Below are 24752 nucleotides of genomic sequence, written 5' to 3'. Positions count from 1 at the left end.
TTCATCCAGCCGAACAGGCATCTTGGACCAGTTCTAAGGTGCCTGTTTTTTTTGCGGATCGCATTTTCCCATCCAACCTGATCATAGGATAGTATTTTTACCTGTATCCAAATGCTATCTTTCCCGCCTAATCGCCGGAAATACCGCTACATTTATTAACTGGCAGGGGTATGTATGCGTGTCTTTTTATTCATCTGCCTGGTTATAACCATAATCAATACCAGGAAGATCCCCAAAAAAACCACCAGAAAACCATGCCCGGTATAGGTGGCAATTTTCCCAAACAGAAAGGGCATAAGGGTGATTCCTACGTAAGCACTTGCCATCTGAAATCCCATAATCACCTGGGAATATTTTTCGCCAAAATTGATCGGGGTCTCGTGGAGAAGACTTGGGAAAATGGGGGCACACCCCAGTCCTATCAGTAAAAACCCGGGAATGACCGTCGAGAAGTAAGGCAAAAGAAGCAATATCAACCCCACGCCAATGATTCCCTGACCTAGGTATACCAACTGACGGTTGCTAAAGTAAGCCGTCAGCAACCCGGAAAGAAACCTTCCAACGGTAATACCTAGAAAATACAAAGACGTTAGGCGTGCGGCTTGGTCTGTATCATACCCTTTTTCAAAAACCAGGTAGCTGGCGCCCCAAAGGCCAAAACTGGCTTCGATCGTACAATAGCAGAAAAAAACGAATAGGGCTTCTTTTAATCCTGGCAGGGTGCTGACGAGCCCTATCAGGCCTGTAGTGGATTTCTTTTGTGTAGTTTTTTGAGTAGGTCTTCTTTTGACCCAAAGTGGAAGGGAGAGCACCAGCACAAAGACCAATCCCATTTGTATCCATGCAACGGTGGCGTAACCCTTGGTCCAGGAATTGCCCGCCGCCAGGTGTCCCGCCATAATCATGGGCCCAACCGCCGCACCAACTCCCCAAAAGCTATGTAGCCAGTTCATGTGCCGGGCTTGGTAATGCAGTGCCACGTAATTGTTTAGGGCGGCATCCACACTGCCGGCACCCAGTCCCAAGGGTATGGCTAACAGGCACAGGTAGATAAAACTACCGGACAGCGAAAATCCTACCAGGGAAATCGCAGTTAGAAGTACGCTTATAGTCGTTACATTGGGAACACCAAACCGGTCGATCACTTTTCCGCTGAGGAGACTGGACACGACCGTACCGGCTGCGACGATCATTGAAATGAACCCTGCATAATCTACTGGTACCTTTAGGTCTGCATACATGGCCGGCCATGCTGCTCCCAGCAGGGAATCAGGAAGCCCAAGACTGATGAATGACAAGTAGATGACGAGTAGTAAAAAGTGTTTCTTCAACAACCAGGCGTTTTGTGTGTGGATGTTTGGTTTAGTATGGGTGGTGCGACGACTTATTCCGTACGATCAAATGGCCGGTACAATTTTTTAAGATTTGGGCAGCCTCTTTTCCCGAATAGATAAGCATCGTTTTTTTAATCAAGTCAGTTCACACTGGAAAGGTGCATTCTTTTGCGAAGAATTACAAGACTACAGACGCGGGAGTACTCGTTCTGGTTACGAATTCTTTTTTGGGATATTGATAGATGGACCGAACGGGAATGGATTGATATCCTTGATTAGTGCCAACCCCCACTTTTGTGGGTCAATTCATTATAGGGGGGAATCCGTTGGTACCTTCCATCCAAGTTGGGCCAGTAGTTCACAAAAATAGCCGGGGGGGGTGGCATGCAGGGTGACCAATGACTTATCATAAGGGTGGTAAAATGACATGTGCCAGGCATGAAGCAAAAGAGAGTCACACCGGAAGTGACGGCGGAAGAAGTTGTTCTGCTTGTTGTCGCCGTGGGTGGTATCTCCGATCACATAGTGGCGGAATTGGGCAAAATGCCGCCTAATCTGGTGCATTCTTCCGGTATGGGGGTATATCCTGACCAAACTGTAGCGACTACTGGCATACCTGGGGGAAGAAGCAAAGGGGATTTCTGCCCGGTCGATGCACCAAAACTCTGTTTTGGCAGGTTGCAGGTCCAAAGTAAGGTCTTTGGCAAGTGGAGAATCAATGAACCCATGCGTATCGGGTAAGTACCCCCTCACGACAGCGAGGTAGTTTTTCGTGATTTTTTGGTTGGCAAAATCTGGCTGGAGTCTGGCGGCAGCATCCGAAGATTTCGCAAACAACAATACTCCTGAGGTAGGACGATCCAAGCGGTGCAGCGGATTTACCTTTTGGCCAATCTGGTCGCGGAGCATCTGAACTGCAAAAAGAGCGTCGGGATCACGTTCCAACGGGGTTTTGTGCACCATCACTCCAGCAGGCTTGTTGATGGCGATATAATGTGCATCCTCATAGAGGATCTCCAACGCTTCCATACACTAGTAAATTGTACCGGATCCAATGGTTTCTTCCCCATCGTACCAGGCTACAAACTGGCCGGAGGCGATTCCCCGTTGGGGTTTGTCAAAAAGCACATAAAGACCGTTGGCTTCCATCTGCAGGGTAGCCTGGCTTAGGGCCTGTCTGTAGCGGATGCGGGCTAAATACTTTGCGGTCTCCCCCGGCTTAAGCTGCCTGTCTTCGCGGACCCAGTGGATGTCTGCCAAAGGGACAAAAAGACCGTCACGAAGCAGGCCGGGATGGTCTTCTCCCAGGCCTGTATATACGATATTGGCTTGGGTGTCGGTGGCGATCACGAACAGAGGCTTCCCGGTACCTCCGACATGGAGCCCTTTTCGTTGGCCAACCGTGAAAAAGTGAGCACCCGAGTGTTCTCCGACCTTACTTCCCTGATGGGGCACATAGGATAGGGGAAGGCAACGCCGGTCCAAGGAATCAAGCTCCCCATGAGCAGTTATCAGATTACATGTATATACGGGGGAATCTTCGGGAATGACGAGAATATCCCCCTTTTTGGGCAGGAGTTGCTGCTGAAGGAAATCAGGCAGCCGTACCTTTCCGATAAAACACAGCCCCTGACTGTCTTTTTTATCGGCCGTGACGAGTTCCTGTTCTTTGGCGATTTTCCGTACCTCGGCCTTTTGTAGATGACCAATGGGGAACAGGGCCTTTGCCAATTGCTGCTGGCTAAGCTGACATAGGAAATAGCTCTGATCTTTGTTGGGATCCGCTCCGGCGAGTAACCGAAAGACGGGTTTTCCGTCCACTTGGACTTCTCCTTTCCGGCAGTAATGCCCGGTCGCTACAAAGTCTGCCTTCAGTTTTTCGGCAGCCTTTAAAAAAATATCAAATTTAATCTCACGGTTGCAAAGGATATCCGGATTGGGGGTACGGCCGGCCTCGTATTCGGCGAACATGTAGTCTACTATCTTCTCTCTGTATTCCCGACTGAGATCAATCGCTTGGAAGGGGATCCCAAGTTTTTCAGCAACCAACATCGCGTCGGTGCTGTCTTCCATCCAAGGGCATTCGTTGGAGATCGTTACCGATTCGTCGTGCCAATTTTTCATGAACATGCCGATAACCTCATACCCCTGTTGAAGTAAGAGGTAGGCGGCAACCGAACTGTCTACGCCACCGGAAAGGCCTAGGACCACGCGCTTTTTCTGATTCATGCTTTGCAATAGTTCCAATACCATTCATTGGATCGGAATCTAAAACAAAGGTAACGATAATATTGGTTCAACGACCGGGGAACAGATTTAACGTGGATTGATAAACAGTTGGACTACACAGGCAGGTCTTGGGATTTGTACCTGCATTTCGGTTGGATTAAGGGAACCGGTAACCGAGTCGTACGAAAAAACGATGATCTGATCGCTGTTCATATTGGCTACATAAACAAACTCCCCAAGTTCGTCTACCCTGAAATTTCTGGGGTGCAGACCTCCGCTGGGTACATGTCCCACCGCAGTCAGTGCTCCGTCTGCCGGATTAATCTTGAAAATAGCTAAGTTGTCCTGCCCTCGGTTGGAGGCATATAGCCATTTACCATCCACCGAAATATGGATATCTGCGGCTGAATTCTGTTCGCTTTGGACTTGATTGCTTAGCAGATTATAGCGTCCTTTTGGCCTTAGCCTACCATTATACGGGTTTACCTGGTAGACGGCCACGGTGTTGGAAAGTTCTTCGATGGAGTAGGCAAAGGGAATCTCTCGATGCAGTACAAAATGCCTTGGGCCTGACCCGGGCGTGGCCCGAACGGATCCTCTTTTTGCGGGCAACAATGACCCGGTGTTGGATTCCACCTTGTAAGTGAAAATTCTATCTGCCCCAAGATCCGAGGCAAAGGCAAAATTTCCGTTCAGGGAGGGTATTACGGAATGCATATGGGCTCTACTCTGCCTGTCCGGCTTGGCATTGCTGCCTTCGTGGCCAAACACCGAACTGGCAGGGTGGAGTCCTCCATCTTCCCGAATCTTGTAACTTGCCAGGTTGCCTCCTTGGTAATTTGAAACAAAAACCACGTCTCCGCTGGGATCCACGCTCACATGACAAGGGCTGGCGCCTTCTGAACTGACCTCGTTTATTTTTTGAAGCAGGCCTGTATAGGCATCTATTCGGTAGGCGACTATAGTACCATTCGGATCGCCTTCTTCCATGCCCTCACGGTAGGCTGCATAAAGGAACTGATTGCTGGGGTGCAGACTTACAAAGGACGGGCTCTTCCGGTCGTGAACGGTCTGAAGTTCGGTAAATTGACCCAATAAGCGGTCAAATTCCATCACATAAAGCCCTTTACTTCCGGACTCGGAAAAGGTGCCCACATACCAGATTTCCTTCGATGGCAGTTGTGCGTAGGACATGTTTTGGCTAAAGGTGGTACAGAGAACCGCTAGGAGAAACAAACGTATCATTTTCGTGGATTTGTTAACCAAACAGCCAAAATAGGTATATGTTTTGAAAGCACAACCAAAATTTTGCCAATGGTTGTGAGGCTAGATAAAACATCCCTATCGCTTAGGTTATCCGCCTACGTCCATGAATAAGTATCACCACAGCTGCGGTTAGAAACATCAAGAGGCTGTAAATGACGATGGGAATGGTCATTTCGGAGTTTTTCAGTAGCGTGGCAGCAATCATGATTCCCAGCGTGCCGTTTTGGATTCCTGACTCGATGGATATGGAAATTTGTTGACTTTTCGGTAACAGGAAGAGTTTGGCGAGGTAGTATCCTGCAAGCAAGGTAATGATATTCAATGCAATGGTAACCAGGCCGGCTTCAGCCAAAAACGCAGGAAGGGATTCACGCTCTTTTAAAATGGCTGCGGCAATGATCAACGCAAAGAAAACAGCCGATGCAATGCGCACCGGTCTGTCAGCGCGTTGGGAAATCACAGGAAATTTTTGGTTTAAAAACATGCCGATCGATACCGGAATGACCGTAACCCCGACAATCTGTACGATGGTTTCAAACACGGGTAGGGAAATACTTCCTTCTTCCCCAAAATGCCTAATGGCAAAGTTTACGATTAATGGTATTGTAATCACCGTAACAAATGAGCTTACCGCCGTGAGACTGATGGACAAGGCGGTATCTCCACGGGAGAGATGGGTAATCAAGTTAGAGGTAGGGCCTCCAGGACAAGCAGCCAGTATCATCAGGCCTACGGCCATGGTGCCGGTAAGCCCGAATCCCTGAATCAGGAGGTAACCCACCAGGGGAAGCAACACCAACTGGGTTACCAGTCCCAAAAGGATTGCTTTCGGATACAGGACGACGTTTTTAAAATCTTTTACGGTTAGAGATAATCCCATACCGAGCATGATAAAGGCCAGTGCCAGGGGTAGAAAAACAGCGGTAAGTATGCTTTCTTGCATTGTGAGGGGGTTAGTTGGGTTTGTTTACTTGGATTCTGAAAGGTCTTGCAATATATCCAATACAGCACCATGGATTGTCGGCGCCGTGTTGGGACCGAGCGAGTTTATTTCGCCATAGGGAGCCCTATCTCTCTCGTAGGTAAAGGGATGTTTTTCATCCCACTGGCTTTTGGGAATAATGTAGCCTATCATATCGTTGGCCATACCGCTAAAAAAGCGGACGCTGCCCGGCATTTGGCTTCGAATAGAGGGGACTTCTACAGGAGGAATACCAAAGTCAGCTCCCGTGGGCGATTCTATGCCCCCATTTAAAATTTCCGGATAAAGCTCCCCCGGCACGTGTACAAAGGAAGCGGGGCCCAGCGTCCAAGCGGCCACTTCCGACCGGATATGTCCCCATCGGGTAAAGCCCCTGTCAAAGATCCCTATCCAGGCGGCTAGGCGAAAGAGGTTGTTGTCCATGGCCAGTTCTATGGTTTTCGCCCGAAGGCCGAGACTTGCCTGCCGCACCTCCATCATGCCGGATCGCATGGTCTCAAAAGTGAGGTTAGCCAGCGCAAGGCCCTGTACATCCACTTTTTCCGCATTCTCTTCCATGAAAAGCTCATTGGTATAAGGATGGAAAATGGGATGGTTGGGTCGGGTGGTCATCAATCCGCCCAGTGCGCCATTCATGAAAAGGGCAACGCCTCCCAGTCCCTCATGAATCAGGCTATCTCCCATGTAAATGCCTTTTTCCATATATTCCCGCCAATAATGGGGAAAATCCGAACTGATTTCTGTATTTCCAGACCAAAATGTTTCAGGGTGGTTTCCCCAATTCAGCAGTATTCCCAAGGTTCGGTGATCATTCAAAGACATTACCTGCATGATCCGGATGGCTTCATCGTACACAAACGGTTCCCTGGAATCCCCAACTAATGGCAGCGATTGGGTTTCATTGATGGCGAACTTAAGGTAGGCAGGCTCAGCGTACCGAGAAGCCTCCTCCAACGAGGTGAAAATACCCTCTATAACTTGCTCTTTATAGTCTTGGTCTATGCCGCTGGTATAGGGATTAGGGCCCCAGAGTCCCATTAGATCGGGAGAAGAATGAACATGTGTGCTGGCAACTACCAGGTAATCGAGTTCCAAGGCCGCCTGGTACCTTTTTCTGACCGTCACTACATCGTCATGGCCAAACCCAATCATATCGATGACACATACACCGATTCTATGTTGGCCATCGTCAATGATCATAGACCTGGCCCATAGCGGATCGTTTACCCCTGTTGCAGGCCGGTTTTGTTGAAATCCAGCCAACCACACCGCATCGAATTTACCGTTTCCGTTCAGGTCTTGGTAAGTATCTCCTTCCTTTGGTCGGTACCGAGCGTTACCACTCACATCGGTCCAAGTGTCGAAGTTGGTGGGGGTTATGTCTGTTTTGCCAAAACCGATTTTCAGGGTGGTGGGCTTGCCTGCGGGTATCAGCAGATCTACCTCGTAGCCAGGGTGCCTATCGGCAAATTGGCGCCAGGTGTATATTCCACCGCCCACTACCAGGACAATGACGGTGATCAATGCGATCTTTAAGAAAGATTTCATGGGTGATATTTTAAAATGTACCGGTAAATTTAGGAAATGGACTATTCACGGATTCACACCTAATTTTTCAAACATCCAAGCCTCCCCTTCCCGAACCTGTTCAGGATAGCGCCAGTGGGCGGCATCTTGGTAGATGGACAGCTCTTTTTGAGCCTCGATGGTATTATAGGCGGCATACATGGACGTGGGAGGGCATACATTGTCGTTAAAACCAAATGAATACAGACCAGGCACGTTTACAAATCGGGCAAAGTTTACCACGTCATAGTATTTTGAGGTTTCGATTTTGGCAGGCTGATTTGTGAAATCATTTTTGAACAGATGCGGCCAGCCGCCTGCCCGCCCATAGAGGTATCCAGTAAGATCTGACAGTGCGGGATAGTAGCTTACCAGACCGGTGATTCGGGTATCAAGGCCTGCAGTTACAATGGATAGCGCACCACCCTGGCTTCCCCCCATCACGCCCATGTTCTTCCCATCAAATTCATCCAACGAAAAGATAAAATCTACCGCACGAACACATCCTAGGTATACCCGTCTGTAATAGTATCGATCACGGTCTTCAAGATTGAATGTGTTGTAGTTGGCCAAAGGCCCCTGAGCCAAATCTTGGTAAAGGGTGGATTGGTAGAGGTTGACCGGAATGCCGTGAATGCCAATTTGAAGTGTGATGATGTCCTTGTCTGTGTGAATGGCTTGGTAGGGTCGTATGCCTGCACCGGGTACCACGAGCAGCGCTGGGTATTTCCCGGGTTTTTTTGGTCTGGTGAGTACACCATAGATCCGACCGGTGATATTCCTAAAGCTGACGTGGTACACGTTTGAATGGTGGGTGGATCGTTCTGGCATCAGGGTTAACTCAGCCTCAATAGGGATGGCAGACAGTTGTTTTAGTTGTTCCTGCCAAAAAGACTGAAAATCATCGGGAAGTGTCGTAGTAGGCCGTATCTGATCCGGATTGACACCAGCAGTACCAGAATTCTGATAGGTTACGCCGTTTTCGGTATAAGTGACATAGCATCGAACGAAGCCCGGGGCAGTCATTTTTCCGCCTTGGATCTTCCCGGTTCCGGTGGGAAAGGTGAGGGTTCCCTGATTGGTAGGATCCATCAGCTCGGGTCCGGCACTGTACCCGATAGTTGCATTTTGAATTAATTTTCCAAATTTATAGACGGCGACGTCGAATGTTATGTCTTCACCTATAACGTAGATCATTTCCGGGTTTACGGGGCTCACCATGATTCGAATGAGGTCTCCATTTTGGGATTGGGAAAATCCGTAGGTTGCCAGCAGGATCGATATCAGGAAAAGCAGGACTTTTTTTTGTGTCATAAGAATAAAGGTTGTTTTGGATTTATTTTCCCAATAGGACTAGACTTATACCCATGATGCCGATACCTGCGATCATGCCCCATTTGGTATGCGTTTTATATCCCATTTCGTAGGCACTCGGGATCAGTTCGAAGGATGCAACATACACCATGATGCTTGCAACTAAGACGTTGACACTGGCGAGTAACTCAGGGTTCAGGTTTCGGAAGAATAGAAAGTAGGCTATCAATGCGCCTGCGGGTTCAGAAAGTCCGGACAGGAGGCTGATAAAAAAGGCTTTCGATTTATTTTGGGTAGCATGGTAGATGGGCATGGCAACCGCCAGTCCTTCCGGGATATTGTGGATGGCAATGGCAATCGTGATTCCAAGTCCCAATTGGAGATCCTGCATCGATGTCAAAAAGGTGATAAGCCCCTCGGGCAAATTGTGGATCGCCAATGCTACAGCGGTTACCAGACCAGCTTTGTAAAGTTTTTTTGTTTTTTTAGGTGAAAGGTTTTCACGGTTGGCTTGATCCGGCACATGGGCCTTCAAGATGCCCAGCCGGTCCATTAACAGGTCCATGATCTTGGCGATGATCGCGGACGCGAGCAGCCCCCCAATGAAAAGTATGGCCACACGGGTGTAGGCGGATTCATTTCCATAGGTTTCACTTAGGTCTCCCAGGGATTTTATTATGAGTTCAACAAAAGAGATGTACACCATAGCTCCCGCCGACAAGCCTAGGGAAAAGGCCAAAAATTTTTCTTTTCGAGCGTATTTCAAGAACGATACCAAGCCGCCAATTCCTGTTGACAGACCCGCTATTGTGGTAAAAAGAAATGCGTATAAAACTTGATTTTCGGAATCCATGCGATACTTTCTCGGAAATAGACCAGCAAATATAAAAAAAGGAAGGGCTAAACAGAGATTCCAGGGTTATTGACTAAAATAAAATTTTGAGCGATTCCCGATGCGTATCGCGATTAATGCTCCTATTTCCGATGGTTCAGAAAGTTCTTCATCTTTCGTTGAATAATGGTTACTTTTAAGCTTGAAGACTGCCACTGGCAGTTGAAGCAAGTCACGTACACGTTAAATCCAAGTTACCATGAAAAAAAGTATTGCGCATTTACTACAGCCGATGGATAGCCCTGGGGATCTTAGGGAGGCGAGATCGGAGGCTTCCAAGCTACCGGAGCAGAAACACCCAAGCAGTCAGGACAGTAGACGAAGTTTTTTACAAAAGGCCGGCCTGGGTGGCTTGTCGTTGGGAGGCCTTATGATGCTTCCAATCGAGGATACCGTCGCCCACAGCACCTCCAAAGTAAACAGAAATTCAAATCCCTCGGAGCTGAAAATCACCGATATGAGGGTGGCCCATTATGGTAATGTGCCTTTGTTGAAGATTTACACCAACCAGGGAATCCACGGCCTGGGAGATGTCAGGGATGGGGCGGACAAGCGCTATGCGTTGATGCTAAAGTCAAGGATCTTGGGTGAAAATCCCTGCAATATCGAGAAGATATTCAAAAAGATAGAGCAGTTTGGAGGGCATGGCCGTCAGGGAGGTGGGGTTTCCGGTGTGGAGATGGCACTTTGGGATCTGGCAGGCAAAGCATACGGGGTACCCCTTTACATGCTATTGGGGGGTAAATTTCGTGACAAGGTGAGGATTTATGTCGATACTCCTACCATGCCGGATCCGGATGAATTTGCCGAGAAAATGAAGGAAAGAGTAGAAAAGGGATTTACGATGCTCAAGATGGATATAGGGATCGGTCTGATAAAGGACATTCCAGATACCCTGACCAATAAGGAACCTTGGATGCCGCTCAGGGGCTGGACAGATCGTGATGTGATGTCCCATGCCCAAACTCGGCATCAACATACCAACATCCAGATCACACCAAAAGGCTTGGAAAAGATGGTGGAATATGCAGCGAAAGCCAGGGAAAAAGTTGGCTATGAAATTCCGCTCGCCATAGATCATTTTGGCCATATGGGCTACAATGAAATGATCAAGCTAGCGAGGGCCTTTGAACCTTACAACATTGCCTGGCTGGAGGATCTGATTCCTTGGCAGAACACAGAACAATGGAAGCGAATCACCGAGGCGATTACCACGCCCACGCTAACGGGTGAGGATACTTACCACAAGCGAAATTTCAAAGATCTGATAGAAAACCGGGCAGTAGATATCGTGCACCCAGATCCAGGGAGCGCAGGAGGGTATTTGCAGACCAAAAAAATTGGAGATTATGCGGAGGAATTCGAAATAGGAATGGCCATACATCACGCGGCGTCGCCCATTACCTTTATGGGAACGGTACATGCAGCCGCTGCGACCTACAATTTTATTGGGCTGGAACATCATTCTGTGGACAATCCCTGGTGGGAAAACTTGGTAACCGGCATTGATGGGCCATTGGTACAAAACGGATATGTACAGGTGCCGGAGTCTCCGGGAGTAGGATTGGAGCTGAATGAGGACGAAGTCAAGCGTAGGTTGAGGCCAGGGGAGGAATATTTCGCCCCTACAGAAGAATGGAACGAGCTCAAATCCTGGGATAGGACTTGGAGTTGATAAAGGCAGGAAGTTATAAACCGGCAGGAAGCCCCAACCTGCCGGTTTTGTAAGTGTACCCAATCAGAAAATGTGCGAGAGAGTTGCGCTGCCCAGAGATGGATTTGTCTAGTAATATTCTGATATTTATGACATATTTAGAATTAAATGGGCTGAATCTACAAGGTATTGGAATTCTGTTGCTACATTTGAACGGTGTTTAGTTGTTAAGTTGTCCAATAATTCCTTACTTGTAGTGATTATCCCAAGTGGTTATGCCAGAGACAATAAACCCCGAAATCCCCCAGTTGGTCCGTAGGTTACGTGAGGACGATGAGGAAGCGTTTTGTGCTTTATACAGAAGGTTTGCCCGCAAGGTTTATGGTACGTCGCGGAAAATGGGTGTTGGCCATGAGGATGCAGAGGGAATTGTGCAGGAGGTGTTTTTGAGAATTTGGAAAAACCGGAGAGGCCTCAAAGATGCACTTTCTTTTAATGCGTACCTTTTGGCGATAATGAAGTCACTTATATACAAAAAGGCCAAAAAGATTGCCCGCTTTCAGTTGTATACCCAAAGAAGTCAGCAGAAGGATGCGACAGAGGAGAACCTTGGGGAAGCCGCCCTGCTCTACGAGGATCTCCGTAAGTTTTCTGAATATGCGCTGGCTTCCCTGCCAAAGTCCCAAAGGCAGGTTTTTGAAATGAAATACCTACATCAACTTTCTGCCGAAGAAATCTCCCAGAGATTATCGATTTCAAAAAGAACGGTTGAGACACACATTTACAAGGCTACCAAGGCGCTACGGCACAAACTGAACGGATCCAGTACCTTGCCTGCTGAATTTATGCCAATACTAGTGTTGTTCTTTTTGGACTAGATCCTTTTGCCGGCCATTTTTTGGCGAAAATAAAAAAAACCGAAAATTTCCCGGATAAGCGTACGTATTTCCTGTCGATTGGGGATATATGGATTTAAATGGATTAGTTATGGCCGGTTTATTACAAACATGGAGAACATTTCTGAAAGGGGGGCTATCCGAGGGGGAGGCAATAACGTTTATCGATCGACTCAAATCCGCTAGTGGGAAACGGGTCTTTTTCGACGGGGTGGATGCTGCATTCAAGGAAATGGAGAATTCACCGGTGCCAATTGATTGGGATGGAGAGAGGTTGTTGTCAGGCATTCTCATCAAGAAAAAAAGGCATGACAGGTTTTCTTTTGGAAGAAAAAAAATCGTTCGGTTCTGTTGTTCAGGATTAGTCGCTAGTCTGTTTCTGTGTGGGGTATTTTTGGTGGGCGGTACCCGATCTTTTGTCCAATCCTCCCATTCGCCCGAGCCCATGGCGGAGCCTGAAATAATCGTCAAGTACAATCCAAAAGGCAAACGCACCAAAATTTTGTTGCCCGATAGTTCGTGGGTATTTCTGAATGCAGACAGCTACCTGTCGTATGAACGAGGTTTCGAAAATGGAAGGGTGGTGCGCTTAGTTGGAGAGGCTTTTTTCGAGGTTGCCAAAGATTCCCTTAGGCCCTTTCAAGTGATCACGGGGCGGCTTCAGACTACTGCATTGGGGACTTCGTTTAACGTGACGGCGTATGCGGATGGCCAGGGTATGCAGGTGACTTTGGCCACAGGCAAAGTGATTGTGGAGGACCAGGTTTTAAACCAAGACCAGATCCTTGCGCCAGGTGAGGCGACCAAGGTTGGGGCTGCCCTAACTAACCTGCAAAAAATAAAAACGGATCCGGTCGTTGCTTCTTCCTGGAAGGACGGGGTGCTTCAATTTGATCGACTTCCGTTTTCTGAAATGGTTCTGCTTTTAGAGCGTTGGTATGGTGTCCAAATCCACGGTCCTGCCGTCTGGCCAGACCACCTTTGCTCCGGAACCTTCCGCAAAAATGAGTATTTGAGCAATGTCCTAAAGGCATTGGGGCATAGTATAGGATTTACCTATTCCATACATGGAAAGAATGTTCAGTTAGTTATCAAACCATAAACCCATGAAATCAAGTATGACACACGAGAACCACAGAGAATAATAGGCTTAGTTAGTATGGCACCTCTACCTGCAGGTAGCTGATCTCCTATGGCTAAGTTGTCCTTATGAGGTTAGGCAATGGGTATACATCGATGACTGGATCGACCATGAAATCGAAGCTGCCAAGGGTACACAGGCATGGCGTAGTCGTCAAACGCGGGGGTGACCATCAACCATCCGATTTTCTGCCGATGAATCGGGGAAGGCCATCTAAGGAGAAAAAAGCAACCAAAATCAGATGAAGGAAGACACGAGGTCTTTCCAAGGGAACAGACTAACCCAAGAAGGTGATAGCTCTGTAAGAAAATTTCAAAAATAAGCGAGTGCGAAACCAATTAATAGTACCCGAAAATGAAACACTATTTATACCAATTCATGTGGAAGGCGATTCGTCTTCTTTTACTGTCGGTGGGAATTACGCTAACTGTAGCCTCCCCCTCCATCGCCTTGTCCGCCAAGGCAAGTGTCAAAAGCATCGAAGAAGTAACCGTTCGGTTGGATATCAAAGAGGGGCAACTTCTTACGATCCTAAAGGCTATTGAAGCCAAAACCGAATACCGGTTTCTCTACACTGACAAAAATATGATTGATGAGTCGGTCGTTCGCTTGAACAAAAGCCGAGGAACGGTGGCTGAAATACTGACGGATATTGCCTTTCAACGGAAACTACATTTTAAGCAGGTAAACAACACGATCAGTGTAAAAACACTGGAATCCAATGAAAACGGGCACATGCTCGAGATTGAAGTGGATGCCTATGACGTTGATATCCGGGGGACAGTCACCACACAGAGTGGAGATCCGATACCTGGAGTTGCTATTTCAGTAGCCGGAACTACCCTCGGTACCATTACGGACATTGACGGAAAATACAGTCTTTCCGTACCGGATAACGCAACGCTGGTCGTTTCCTATATCGGATATGCTACCCAGCGGGTTCAGATCGGTACCCGTACCGTGGTAGACATTGTGTTGGTTGAGGACATAGCAGCACTGGAAGAGGTAGTCGTGACGGCGCTTGGCATCGAAAGAGAGGCTAAAAGTCTTGGGTATGCAACCTCCTCAGTTTCGGCAGAGGAGATGACCATCAACCGTACGCCAAACTTCATGAATGCCCTGCAGGGCAAGGTAGCCGGAGTTAACATTAGTAGCCTAGGTTCCGGCCCTGCCGGTACGAGTAAAATCCGGATTAGGGGACAGTCCTCCTTTGGTGGGCAGAACCAACCGCTGATTGTCATCAATGGCATACCGGTAGATAATACCAACTACGGTGCCAATCCCGGTAACCAAGGGTCGGACGCCTCCAATACAGATCGGGGTAGAACCCGGGTATCCGATGGTGGAGACGGCTTGACCAGTATCAATCCCGATGATATTGAGAATATGACCGTACTACGTGGAGCCGCAGCTTCGGCTCTATACGGTGCCCGTGCGAAAGACGGTGTCATAATGATTACAACCAAGCAAAGAAACAAAGGACAGGGTATTGGTGTGGAAATCAACTCCAACTATACCTCTGATAGTCCCATGGATTTTACAGACTGGCAATATGAGTATGGGCAGGGGGAAAATGGAATTCGACCTACCTCTCCCAATCCTGTATCAGGTGTATGGAGCTTTGGAGAACGTTTTCAGCCAGGCATGACCCAAGTCCTGTTTGATGGGGTGCAGGTGCCCTATGTACCGCAGCCCAGTCACATCAGTACGTTTTACCGAACAGGACACACCTTTACCAATACCGTTACAGTTTCCTCGGGTGGCGAATTCGGTGGGTTTAGCCTTTCCATATCGAATCTTGAGAACCAAAGCATCGTGCCCAACTCCGGATACGACCGCAAAACCATTAACCTGGGCTTTACCCAAGAGATAGCCAAAAAGCTGATAGTGTCCGGAAATATGAATTATTCGCTGGAAAATATCAAAAACCCTCCCCAGATTGCCGAGCAGGATATGAGTACGCCCACCGTATTGAACACGTTGGCCAATTCCATGCCCCTATCCTTGATGCGGGAAAAGATGGCAGACGCAAATGGGAATGAATTTGTGTTTTCACGCTTTCGAAACAGAACCAACCCCTATTGGTCTACCTTTGAAAAATTCGACAATGTGCGTAGGGATCGGCTATTTGGTAACCTGACCGCCCGGTATAATATTGCCGATTGGCTGTTTGTCCAAGGTAGGGTAGGGCAGGACTTCTACGCCCGTGATCAGGAGTATAATTTTCCTACTGGAACCGCTTCCCTTCCAAATGCTCCGGTAGGGTTTGTCAATGGCGATTTTGTGCAGGACAACCGCCGATTTAGGGAAGTGAATGCTGATTTTTTGCTAGGTGCCAACAACAAGTTTGGTGATTTTGGTACCTCGCTTACCCTGGGAGGAAACCAAATGTACCGTAGGATGGACCGAAACAATGTGGTGGTCAATGACTTTGTCGTTCGCGATCTCTACACCGTAATGAACGGAAGGCTAAAGGATCCTATTTACGAGATTTCCGAACGCCAGGTGAATTCCCTTTACGGAATGGCGGAGGTATCCTACCGCGATTACCTGTTTTTGAACGGAACGGTTCGAAATGACTGGTTTTCTACATTGGCCCCCCAAAACAGGAGTATACTTTATCCTGCAGTGACCGGCAGCTTTGTGTTTTCTCAGCCTTGGGAAAATTTTCCGGAATGGATTTCCTTCGGAAAAATCCGGGCCGGATATGCTGAGGTGGGTAGTGATACGGATGTAAGTCCCTACGCCGACAACCTTTTTTACCGGGTAGAAAACAATCAATTCCCCAATCCCGCCGGGCAACTGCAGCCGGTAGGAGTGATAAACACGTCTACAGTTCCCAACGCAAATCTCCGTCCCATGCGTGTTTCCGAGTGGGAAACGGGGATCGAAATGAAGTTCTTTGATAATCGCTTTGGAATGGATGTGACCTATTACAATAAGGTAACCCGTGACCAGATCCTTGGTGCACAGGTATCCGATGCATCCGGCTACCTGAGGCAATTGATCAACGTCGGGGAAAGCAGTAATCGTGGTGTCGAAATGCTGCTAACCGCAATCCCTGTTCAAACCAGTAATTTCATGTGGGAAACTAGCATTAACGCTTCCTGGAACGTGACCAAAACCCTTAAACTCGGGCTGACAGAAGGCGACTCGGTCATTACCGTGGGTACGGCAATTTATGGAGGAGAACTCCGACAGGTAGTCGGCAAGCCCATGGGCCAGATTTATGGATTTGGCTATCGTAGGGATCCGCAGGGTAATATCGTCTATGATGCAAACAACGGTAGACCTCTACGTACCACTTTGCAGATTCCCTTCGGGTCGGCCATTCCAATATGGGTCGGCGGTTTTATGAACACATTTCACTACAAAAACCTGTCTCTTTCCACATTGATTGACTTTAAGCTTGGCCATAAGATGCTTTCAGGTACCAACTTCAATGCCTGGCGGCACGGATTGCACAAAGGTACTCTCGTAGGAAGGGAAGAGGGGTATGTTATCGGTCAGGGGGTCAAAAATGTGGGAACTGCCGAAAACCCATCTTATGTGCCAAATGACGTCAGAACCGAGGTTCAAACCTTCTATGAGACCGTTCGGTCAGCAAACATGATCGAAGAGTTCATCTACAATGCGGGTTTCTGGAATTTGCGCCAGGTTACCATAGGCTACAACCTTACCCCAATACTGCCGTCAAACTTCTTCATAAAAAGCCTACGGGCAAACCTGGTAGGAAACAATGTTTTGGTGCTAAAGAAATGGGTGCCCAATATCCATCCTGAAGAGTTTGGATTTACCTCTGACAATCTAATCGGACTGGAAGCCCACGGATTGCCCGTTACCCGTAGCATTGGATTTAACTTAAACTTTAAATTCTAAATGCGATGAATGTGCTAGCCGAAAACTTCAACCAGAAAAATACTGGAACTATGAAAAAGATCCTTAAATCTGTTTTTACCGGCCTTTTCGCATTGCTGCTTGTCAGTGGGTGCGACAATGGCTTTGATGAAATGAACATAAACCCGGTGCAGCCGACCTCGTTGGATCCGATTTATCTTATGAATAGAGCTGCTTTGTTTTCAACCATATCGAGTACTACCCTGAACTATGAGTCAGCGATCGTTCAACAAATCGTTTCCCCAAACGGAGGGGTACTTGCCGGAGGCAATTTTAATCAGTTGAACCGCGCTTTCTCCATAGGTACATGGAACAAATACTATCGGGACGTACTCAAGCATACGGTAGATGTAAAGCGGTTTACCCGCGATGATCCCAACAGAAATAACCTGTATCAGATGGCAAGGATCCTCCACGCCATGTCCGCGATGATCCTCACGGACACATTTGGGGATGTGCCCTATTTCGAAGCGGGTCTCGGGTACCTAGAGGGCAAGATCGATCCTGCATACGATCGTCAAGAAGATATTTATTTGGATATTTTCAACGAACTCCAGCAGGCTACCGCCTCACTAAATCCGTCGGGAAGGATAGAAACCGGAGACATTTTTTATGGGGGGGACATTGCCAAGTGGCGTAGACTGGGCTATTCATTAATGCTCAGGGCGGCCATGAGGCACTCCAAAGTTAATCCTACCCGCGCGCGCGAGTGGGTAGAGAGGGCCGTAGCAGGAGGCGTCATGGCATCAAATGCAGATAACATGCTGATCCGACACGACTTTAATTATTCAAATGAACTTGGTAATACGCTTAATGCCACTGAGGCCAACAACTTCTATTTGGCAGAGCCTTTCCAGCAGTTTTTGAGTAGCAAGAACGACCCCCGGCTGGGTTCAATCGCTGTACGGTTCATAGGTGCGGGAAGTGGTCCGGATCAAAACAACGCCCTTGCCGGAAATCCGGCACCAGGTGTAACCTTATCCCGCAATCCCGCAGACCAGATGGGCTTTCCTATGGGCTTTGATAATCAGACCATTGGCGGGGTTGTACAAGCCAGGGGACTACGTAGTTTTTACGAGTTTTCGCAGGTGGACAGAACCCGAATGACTGCCAGGGATGCGCCGATTTTCCATGTTACGTATTCCCAGACTTCGCTGTTGTTGGCGGAAGCCGCCCAACGGGGTTGGATAGCAGGTAGTCCAAGTGAATTTTACGCCCAAGGAATACGGGCACACATGCAGCAGATGGCAGTTTACGGAGCGTCCACCGCCATTCCGCAATCAGCGATCGATGCTTTTGTAAATGCCAACCCCTTGGATCCAGGCAGCGCACTGCAGCAGATTGGGGAACAATATTGGGTTGCCTCATTTTTAAATGGCTACGAGGGGTTTGCCAACTTCCGAAGAACCGGCTATCCCGCACTTACGCCTAATCCGTATCCGGGAAGGGATATCAGCGGGGATTTCATTCGAAGACTTTCCTATCCGGATGCAGAGTTTTCGGTCAATAACGCCAACATTCAGGCAGCCGTTGCCCGGCAGGGGCCGGATAACCTTGATACACGAGTATGGTGGGACACTCCCTAAAGTTCTATTGAGGATTTATCAAAGCGAGTTGTCTGTGCGCCCGCGGATAACTCGCTTTTTGAAACCCTGGCATGTAAACCTATAAACCTCTACATTATGATATTATTTCGATTAGGCTCTTTCATTGTATTGTATTCCATTCTTTTGATTGCCCTGGCCCACAATGCGCGCTGTCAGCAAATCACCAAAGAAGAAATGCTTTTCCTGACCCCAGAGTGGGAGGGGGAGCGGTTTGACGACGGCAGGCCGAAAGTGGACGACAATTTACTCAAACGAATGAAGTTGGTGACCCATGAGGAGGCATGGGCTGTGATGCGAAATGCGGGCTACAAATACCAATACGCCGAAGGGTGGCAGGTCATCAATCCGGACTCTGTACTGGTGGGCAGAGCGGTGACCGCTACGTTTATGCCCGGCCGTCCGGATATACACGACGCCATTGATAAGCGGGGAAAGGCCCAGGGAAAGCGAGGACAAAACACCTGGCCGGTTGACCTCCTTGTTCCCGGCGATGTATATGTAGCAGATCAGTTTGGCCTACATGTAGATGGCCCTACCATAGGGGATAATGTGGGCAACGCGATTTATGCCAAATCCGGCAATGGCATTGTGTACGATGGGGCACTTCGGGACATAGCCGGACTGAGGGAGATGGAGGGATTCACTTCGTATTTTACCAGTTATCACCCATCCCATCACAATCAGCAGGGAAATTTAAATACCATGTTGATCGGAATCAATAAACCGACTAGGATTCGTCAGGTTACGGTGATGGCGGGAGATGTGGTTCTGGGTAGGGACGGAGGGGTTTCCTTTATTCCGCCCCATTTGGCCGAGCGGGTTGTTGTAACCTCCGAGATCGTTCGCCTTCGTGATATGTTTGGGCATCAGCGAATTCGGGAGGGCGTCTATACAGCGGGGCAGATCGATACTCGCTGGGCGGAAGAAATCGAGCGCGACTTTTCAGGCTGGTTAAATGACCACATCGATGAGCTGCCTGTCCCCCGTGAACAAATTCAGGAAATCCTCAAAAACCGAACTTGGTAACTTCTTTACACATAGACTGATTCCTATTCCAAAAACCCAAAATCTACTAAGGATGTCGAAAAATCTAAGCAGAAGATCTTTTATTGGCAAGTCTGGTCTTGCGGGACTGGCAAGTGCTGCGTTTATTTCCAATTACGGTACCGGGCTGGCAGCCGCGGTGGACCGTATGCCGACCCATTCCAATCCATCCGATTTAAAAATAACGGATGTCAAATGTGGGTATGTACGCGGAGCCCTCTATGTTAAAGTATATACCAACCAAGATGTATGGGGCTGTGGTGAGGCGGTTGATGCCATTCACGGCACCTATCACCTGGTAAAGCGGCTGGGGAACATGATCAAAGGACAAAATCCCTTGAATCCAAACCGATTGGCGGAGCAGCTCCGAAAAGGGGCGTTCTTTGCGGGTGGGCAATCAGGCGTGTTTGTAGCCGTCCTTACCGCTATCGAAACGGCACTTTGGGATATTACTGGAAAGGTCTATCAGGTACCTGTTTATCAATTGCTCGGTGGTAAATTCAGGGATCGCATACGCGTATACTGTGATACAGCCTTGTATACGGCCACCAATCCAAAGCCATCTGACTACGCAGAGGCGGCCCGAGGTGCCGTAAACAGAGGGTACAATGCGGTGAAATTTGACGTTGATGATGGCCGGGATCCCAACAAGTACGATCGGTTTAACTGGACTGCCAGCCCGGCGGAGATTGATAGGATGTATAATGCGATAGCGGCAGTCCGTGAAGAAGTAGGCCCGCACATCGATGTGTGTGTGGACATGCATGGCAGATACGATGCGGTGACCGGGCTAAAAATGGCCAAGATGTACGAGAACCTTAACCTGATGTGGCTGGAAGAGCCCATTCCTGCCGATAATCCGGAAGTATACAAGCATATTACCCAGCAGACAAGTACGCCGATCTGTACGGGGGAGAACATTTATCTGGCCTATGGATTCACTAAGCTGCTCAGCGATGGCGCCGTAGACATCATTATGCCCGATATCCAAAAGGCGGGCGGATTGGGTGAGGGACAGCGAATTGCCAATTTGGCGAATCTATATTATGTGCCCTTTTCACCCCACATGGTAGCTTCCTTTTTAGGGGCAATGGCTGCCTGTCATGTGTGCGCTTCGGTACCAAATTTTCAGATCATGGAGTGGCAGATTTACATGGACACCGATCAGATGTGGCAGGATATTGTGACCTATGACGGCCCGAGAACCGAAAACAGTTTTATAACAGTTTCCGAAAAACCGGGCATCGGAGTAGAGATAAACGAGGAGGGAATGCGCAAGTATGCAGTGCCCGACGTGCCTTTTTTTGAATAGATGCGTCAAAACACTGGTAATCATCCAAATCGATTATTTCGGTCATTAGCCGGGTTATGTATTCTAAAATCCATTGCTGTATTTCTACCGCTATGTTTTACAAAATCTTTATCTTTATCCCAAATTGATCAATGATTTAATCCTAAAAAACGAAAAGATGAAGAAATTCTCATTAATGTGTTTTGCGCTGTTAGTTGTGTGTACAGGGGCTGGGTTCTCGCAGCAGATTTCTCCGACCCCCGAACAGATCATTGCACTGACCTCCCAATGGACCGGCGAGCGATTTCCGGATGGACGGCCCAAGGTTCCGGATGAACTTCTCGAAAGGCTGAGTAACGTTTCGATGGAGGAGGCGTGGGGTATTCTTAGAAATAGAGGCTACAACAATCAATTCGAAAATGACTGGATCATTTTGCGGGACGACCAGGTGATGACAGGAAGGGCTGTCACCGCGCAGTACATGCCTTTACGACCCGACGCAAATGACTTGGTAAGGGAAATCGGAAAGAAGGAGGGTAGGGCCCAGTCCGGAGGGACAAATTCCTGGCCTATTGATACGTTGGTGGAAGGCGATATATACGTCGCGGACGGTTTTGGTAAAATAGTTGATGGCACGCTTATAGGAGATAACTTGGGTACCTCAATCTACACCAAATCCAAGCGGGGCGTTGTGTTTAATGGAGCTGTGAGAGATATGGCCGGATTGTTGGAAATCGAAGGTTTCAATGGTTGGGTAAAAGGGCATGACCCCTCCTACATCCAGGAGATGATGCTTTCCACCATCAATTATCCGGTTAAGATTGGTAGAGCACATGTTCTTCCCGGAGATGCTGTTTTGGCCAACAAATGGGGAGTGGTTTTCATTCCTGCGCATCTACTGGCAGATTTGGTTATCAATGCCGAGTTTATTGTCCTCCGGGATCAATTTGCCCTTCAGCGTCTCCGTGAACAAAAATATACTCCCGGGCAGATTGACAGCAGCTGGAGCGATTCGATCAAAACGGATTTTCTCGATTGGCTGAGCAAAAAGCAGGATCTTCCGATGAGCCGCGCGGAGCTCGAAGAGTTTATGAAAGACAGGACCTGGTAGGGTTCTGCCGATTCCATAAAGGAAAGCAATTTGGAGGTCACGGGCGATGGATATACATCCAATTTACCGGGGCCTTTTTTTCACACCAATAATAAACCCATGAAAGACCTTTTAAAAAATGTAATTGAAAAATGCAGAAGGGAAGACGAAATGGCTTCCCAGCTAAGGCAGCAGGAAATCGATCATCCGGAAACCTCCACCAAACGCAGGGATTTTTTAAAAAAGACTGTTCTGGGAGGGCTGAGTCTGGGTGGTCTGATGGGTGCCTCTATCGAAGACACGATGGCCCACACCACCTCCAAGGTAAACAGGTACTCCAATCCATCTGATTTGAAAATCACCGACATGCGGGTTGCGGTTCTTCGAAATGTGGGTAGAACCCCCATTATCCGGATCGATACCAACCAAGGGATCTATGGCTTGGGAGAGGTACGTGATGGTGCCGATGAACGGTACGCGCTTATGTTGAAAAGCAGGATTTTAGGCCTCAACCCCTGCAATGTTGAAATGTTGTGGAAGATTATCAATCCGTTTGGAGGACATGGAAGATTGGGGGGCGGTGTATGCGCGGTGGAAATGGCACTTTGGGATTTATGTGGAAAGGCGTATGGCGTACCGGCGTGGCAGCTTCTGGGTGGCCGCTACCGGGATAAAGTTAGACTCTATGCCGATACACCTGGGATAGATGACCCCACGGAGTTTGCCAAAGTGATGAAAGAGCGGACCGTAGACCAGGGCTTTACTTGGCTGAAAATGGACCTGGGGATTCATGTGGTTGCCGACCAACCGGACGCCTTGGTCAACTCGAAGTTTTGGAACGGTGCAAAAGGCCAGTACGACACGAGGGATTACATGAGTTATGGCAGTACCCTCCACCCCTTTACGCAGGTACAGATCACCGACAAGGGGCTCGAGGGCCTCGCACAATATGTCGAGTCCATACGAAATGCGGTAGGATATGAAATTCCTCTCTGTGCCGATCATTTTGGGCATTTTGACGTAAACAATTCGATACGGTTTGCCCGTGCCATGGAAAAGTACAGGCTTGCATGGCTGGAGGATATGGTTCCTTGGTTTTATACCGATCAATGGAGGACACTCTCCGATGCGATTGAAACACCAACCTGTACCGGAGAGGATATATATATGCTCAAAAACGGCTTTAAGCCATTGATTGATGCAAAGGCGGTAGATATCATACACCCCGACCTGGGAACTTCGGGCGGATTATTGGAAACCAAGAAAATCGGGGACTATGCCGAGGAGGCGGGCATCGCGATGGCTATGCATATGGCAGGTTCTCCGGTTTGTTTCATGGCAAACGTGCACTGTGCGGCCGCGACCCAAAACTTTCTTTCCTTAGAGCATCACTCAGTGGATACACCCTGGTGGGAGGATTTGGTGAAAATGACAGGTTCCCTGCCTATGGTGACAAAGGGTTTTGCCAACGTACCCCTGGATTCGCCCGGCCTTGGCGTAGAACTCAATGATGACGTAATGAAAGAACACTTGTTTCCTGGATCGCCGGGTTATTTCGAGCCCACGCCAGAGTGGGATCACAGGAAATCCTGGGATCGAACCTGGAGTTAATTGGGTTATTGAAAAAGCAACACAACGCCTGGCTTTCGGATGTTTGGAAAGTCAGGCGTTTTTATTGCTGGATAAGGATGCGTGCAGGATTGGTTCTCCGACCTACAAAATTATTATTGGAATAGGTTTTTAATTTCATTCTTTTTTACCTAATATAGGCTGATTGACAGATAGTTTTCTTTCTGACAGCCATGAAACCCGTCAAAAATTATCAGCAGCCCGCTTTCTCTGAAATTAGAGAAGTACCTCTTACACTTCCACTACGAGACAAAGACCTATGGGACAAATTCCGATCGGGTGATGAAGGCGCTTTTGTAGTGATCTATCAGGGCTACGTTAACCATCTCTTTCATTTTGGTTGTCAGTTTTGCCAAGATAGGGATGTAGTGAAAGACCTGCTGCAGGATTTTTTCATCGATCTTAGAGCCAACCGGCGGCGTTTGGGCAGTACGGACTCTATCAAATTTTATTTGCTTAAATCGTTTCGGCGAAGAGTTCTTGGCTTTGTCAAAAAGGCGCAACGGGAGGCAGAACACAGAAAACGGTTTTTAATGGAGCAGTTTTCAGTTGAGTTGTCCACAGAAAGCAAATTTATACAGCAGCAGCTCGATGACGAGCTCATACAGAACTTAAATAACGCACTTTTATCTTTAGATAATAAGGAAAGGGAAGCGATCTATTATTTCTATTATCAGGGATTGGGATATGATCAAATCGCTGAAATTTTTGAATTTTCCCATATTTCTTCTGCCCGTCGACTTATTTACAAATCACTGGCTAAAATACGCAAGGTCATTTCCCTTTCTATTCTGGCCTTTTTTGCGATTTCCAACCGCATGGATTGATTCCAAAAAAGATGTTTTCTTTCCTGTTCTGCCCCGCCGTTTAACCGGGGCTTTTTTGGTGTGCCGTGCATGTTAACTAACTAGGTGGTGAAA

General features: G+C 48.1%; 18 protein-coding genes. 10 read left to right on the top strand and 8 right to left on the bottom strand.

Annotated elements, in window-relative coordinates; translation table 11 throughout:
- Window positions 1-155: 155 nt before the first annotated feature.
- The 8 genes from ADIS_RS12870 to zupT all read right to left on the bottom strand — a co-directional run bounded on the left by ADIS_RS12870 (window position 156) and on the right by zupT (window position 9544).
- Entirely contained in the window at window positions 156-1331 is a 1176-nt protein-coding gene (locus ADIS_RS12870) for an MFS transporter (protein ID WP_035806056.1), read from the bottom strand.
- Window positions 1332-1643: 312 nt separating this feature from the next.
- The gene (locus ADIS_RS12865) at window positions 1644-2363 is read right to left on the bottom strand and encodes a pseudouridine synthase (RefSeq protein WP_010854973.1); all 720 of its coding nucleotides are present in this window, start codon (window positions 2361-2363) and stop codon (window positions 1644-1646) included.
- A 3-nt stretch (window positions 2364-2366) separates the two neighbouring features.
- The gene (mnmA, locus tag ADIS_RS12860; RefSeq protein WP_035806053.1) at window positions 2367-3563 is read right to left on the bottom strand and encodes a tRNA 2-thiouridine(34) synthase MnmA; all 1197 of its coding nucleotides are present in this window, start codon (window positions 3561-3563) and stop codon (window positions 2367-2369) included.
- Window positions 3564-3650: 87 nt separating this feature from the next.
- The gene (locus tag ADIS_RS12855; protein WP_010854971.1) at window positions 3651-4808 is read right to left on the bottom strand and encodes a lactonase family protein; all 1158 of its coding nucleotides are present in this window, start codon (window positions 4806-4808) and stop codon (window positions 3651-3653) included.
- A 103-nt stretch (window positions 4809-4911) separates the two neighbouring features.
- Window positions 4912-5772 carry a bile acid:sodium symporter family protein gene (locus ADIS_RS12850; protein WP_010854970.1) on the bottom strand — a complete coding sequence of 287 codons (861 nt, stop codon included), beginning with the start codon at window positions 5770-5772 and terminating at the stop codon, window positions 4912-4914.
- 24 nt (window positions 5773-5796) lie between these two features.
- On the bottom strand, window positions 5797-7359 hold the full coding sequence (locus ADIS_RS12845; RefSeq protein ID WP_010854969.1) for a hypothetical protein: 1563 nt from the start codon (window positions 7357-7359) through the stop codon (window positions 5797-5799).
- 45 nt (window positions 7360-7404) lie between these two features.
- Window positions 7405-8691: an acetylxylan esterase gene (locus ADIS_RS12840; protein WP_010854968.1), complete on the bottom strand. Its 1287-nt coding sequence runs from the start codon at window positions 8689-8691 to the stop codon at window positions 7405-7407.
- Window positions 8692-8713: 22 nt separating this feature from the next.
- A complete protein-coding gene (gene zupT / locus ADIS_RS12835) occupies window positions 8714-9544 on the bottom strand; it encodes a zinc transporter ZupT (protein ID WP_035805915.1) in 831 nt (276 codons plus the stop codon).
- 238 nt (window positions 9545-9782) lie between these two features.
- On the opposite strand from zupT, the gene ADIS_RS12830 reads away from it, so the two are divergent.
- From ADIS_RS12830 to ADIS_RS12785, 10 genes are all read left to right on the top strand, one after another.
- Window positions 9783-11258: a mandelate racemase/muconate lactonizing enzyme family protein gene (locus tag ADIS_RS12830; RefSeq protein ID WP_010854965.1), complete on the top strand. Its 1476-nt coding sequence runs from the start codon at window positions 9783-9785 to the stop codon at window positions 11256-11258.
- Between the two features lie 254 nt (window positions 11259-11512).
- A complete protein-coding gene (locus ADIS_RS12825; RefSeq protein ID WP_010854964.1) occupies window positions 11513-12115 on the top strand; it encodes an RNA polymerase sigma factor in 603 nt (200 codons plus the stop codon).
- Between the two features lie 109 nt (window positions 12116-12224).
- Window positions 12225-13235 carry a FecR family protein gene (locus ADIS_RS12820; protein WP_010854963.1) on the top strand — a complete coding sequence of 337 codons (1011 nt, stop codon included), beginning with the start codon at window positions 12225-12227 and terminating at the stop codon, window positions 13233-13235.
- 393 nt (window positions 13236-13628) lie between these two features.
- Window positions 13629-17153, top strand: a complete 3525-nt coding sequence (locus ADIS_RS12815) for a SusC/RagA family TonB-linked outer membrane protein (RefSeq protein ID WP_035805912.1) — start codon at window positions 13629-13631, stop codon at window positions 17151-17153.
- A 50-nt stretch (window positions 17154-17203) separates the two neighbouring features.
- A complete protein-coding gene (locus tag ADIS_RS12810) occupies window positions 17204-18757 on the top strand; it encodes a SusD/RagB family nutrient-binding outer membrane lipoprotein (protein ID WP_035806051.1) in 1554 nt (517 codons plus the stop codon).
- 96 nt (window positions 18758-18853) lie between these two features.
- Complete coding sequence (locus ADIS_RS12805) at window positions 18854-19804, top strand: RraA family protein (protein WP_010854960.1); 951 nt, start codon at window positions 18854-18856, stop codon at window positions 19802-19804.
- A gap of 52 nt (window positions 19805-19856) precedes the next feature.
- Window positions 19857-21134, top strand: coding sequence for a mandelate racemase/muconate lactonizing enzyme family protein (locus ADIS_RS12800; protein ID WP_010854959.1), 1278 nt, complete (start codon window positions 19857-19859; stop codon window positions 21132-21134).
- Between the two features lie 157 nt (window positions 21135-21291).
- Entirely contained in the window at window positions 21292-22224 is a 933-nt protein-coding gene (locus ADIS_RS12795) for an RraA family protein (RefSeq protein ID WP_035806049.1), read from the top strand.
- Between the two features lie 99 nt (window positions 22225-22323).
- On the top strand, window positions 22324-23814 hold the full coding sequence (locus ADIS_RS12790; protein WP_035805909.1) for a mandelate racemase/muconate lactonizing enzyme family protein: 1491 nt from the start codon (window positions 22324-22326) through the stop codon (window positions 23812-23814).
- Window positions 23815-24005: 191 nt separating this feature from the next.
- The gene (locus tag ADIS_RS12785) at window positions 24006-24659 is read left to right on the top strand and encodes an RNA polymerase sigma factor (protein ID WP_051113312.1); all 654 of its coding nucleotides are present in this window, start codon (window positions 24006-24008) and stop codon (window positions 24657-24659) included.
- Window positions 24660-24752: the final 93 nt, after the last annotated feature.

The organism is Lunatimonas lonarensis, assembly GCF_000390185.1.
In the GTDB taxonomy this organism is placed as follows: Bacteria; Bacteroidota; Bacteroidia; order Cytophagales; family Cyclobacteriaceae; genus Lunatimonas; species Lunatimonas lonarensis.
The sequence above is the reverse complement of the archived record's forward strand: the minus strand, read 5'-3'. Positions and strand labels throughout refer to the sequence as shown.

Bases quoted from the DNA above. Each gene is read 5' to 3' on its own strand.
- ADIS_RS12845 (WP_010854969.1), bottom strand. From the start codon at position 7,359: ATGAAATCTTTCTTAAAGATCGCATTGATCACCGTCATTGTCCTGGTA.
- ADIS_RS12840 (WP_010854968.1), bottom strand. From the start codon at position 8,691: ATGACACAAAAAAAAGTCCTGCTTTTCCTGATATCGATCCTGCTGGCA.
- ADIS_RS12855 (WP_010854971.1), bottom strand. From the start codon at position 4,808: ATGATACGTTTGTTTCTCCTAGCGGTTCTCTGTACCACCTTTAGCCAA.
- ADIS_RS12785 (WP_051113312.1), top strand. From the start codon at position 24,006: ATGAAACCCGTCAAAAATTATCAGCAGCCCGCTTTCTCTGAAATTAGA.
- ADIS_RS12825 (WP_010854964.1), top strand. From the start codon at position 11,513: ATGCCAGAGACAATAAACCCCGAAATCCCCCAGTTGGTCCGTAGGTTA.
- ADIS_RS12800 (WP_010854959.1), top strand. From the start codon at position 19,857: ATGTCGAAAAATCTAAGCAGAAGATCTTTTATTGGCAAGTCTGGTCTT.
- ADIS_RS12790 (WP_035805909.1), top strand. From the start codon at position 22,324: ATGAAAGACCTTTTAAAAAATGTAATTGAAAAATGCAGAAGGGAAGAC.
- ADIS_RS12795 (WP_035806049.1), top strand. From the start codon at position 21,292: ATGAAGAAATTCTCATTAATGTGTTTTGCGCTGTTAGTTGTGTGTACA.
- ADIS_RS12865 (WP_010854973.1), bottom strand. From the start codon at position 2,363: ATGGAAGCGTTGGAGATCCTCTATGAGGATGCACATTATATCGCCATC.
- mnmA (WP_035806053.1), bottom strand. From the start codon at position 3,563: ATGAATCAGAAAAAGCGCGTGGTCCTAGGCCTTTCCGGTGGCGTAGAC.
- ADIS_RS12805 (WP_010854960.1), top strand. From the start codon at position 18,854: ATGATATTATTTCGATTAGGCTCTTTCATTGTATTGTATTCCATTCTT.
- ADIS_RS12815 (WP_035805912.1), top strand. From the start codon at position 13,629: ATGAAACACTATTTATACCAATTCATGTGGAAGGCGATTCGTCTTCTT.
- zupT (WP_035805915.1), bottom strand. From the start codon at position 9,544: ATGGATTCCGAAAATCAAGTTTTATACGCATTTCTTTTTACCACAATA.
- ADIS_RS12820 (WP_010854963.1), top strand. From the start codon at position 12,225: ATGGCCGGTTTATTACAAACATGGAGAACATTTCTGAAAGGGGGGCTA.
- ADIS_RS12850 (WP_010854970.1), bottom strand. From the start codon at position 5,772: ATGCAAGAAAGCATACTTACCGCTGTTTTTCTACCCCTGGCACTGGCC.
- ADIS_RS12830 (WP_010854965.1), top strand. From the start codon at position 9,783: ATGAAAAAAAGTATTGCGCATTTACTACAGCCGATGGATAGCCCTGGG.
- ADIS_RS12810 (WP_035806051.1), top strand. From the start codon at position 17,204: ATGAAAAAGATCCTTAAATCTGTTTTTACCGGCCTTTTCGCATTGCTG.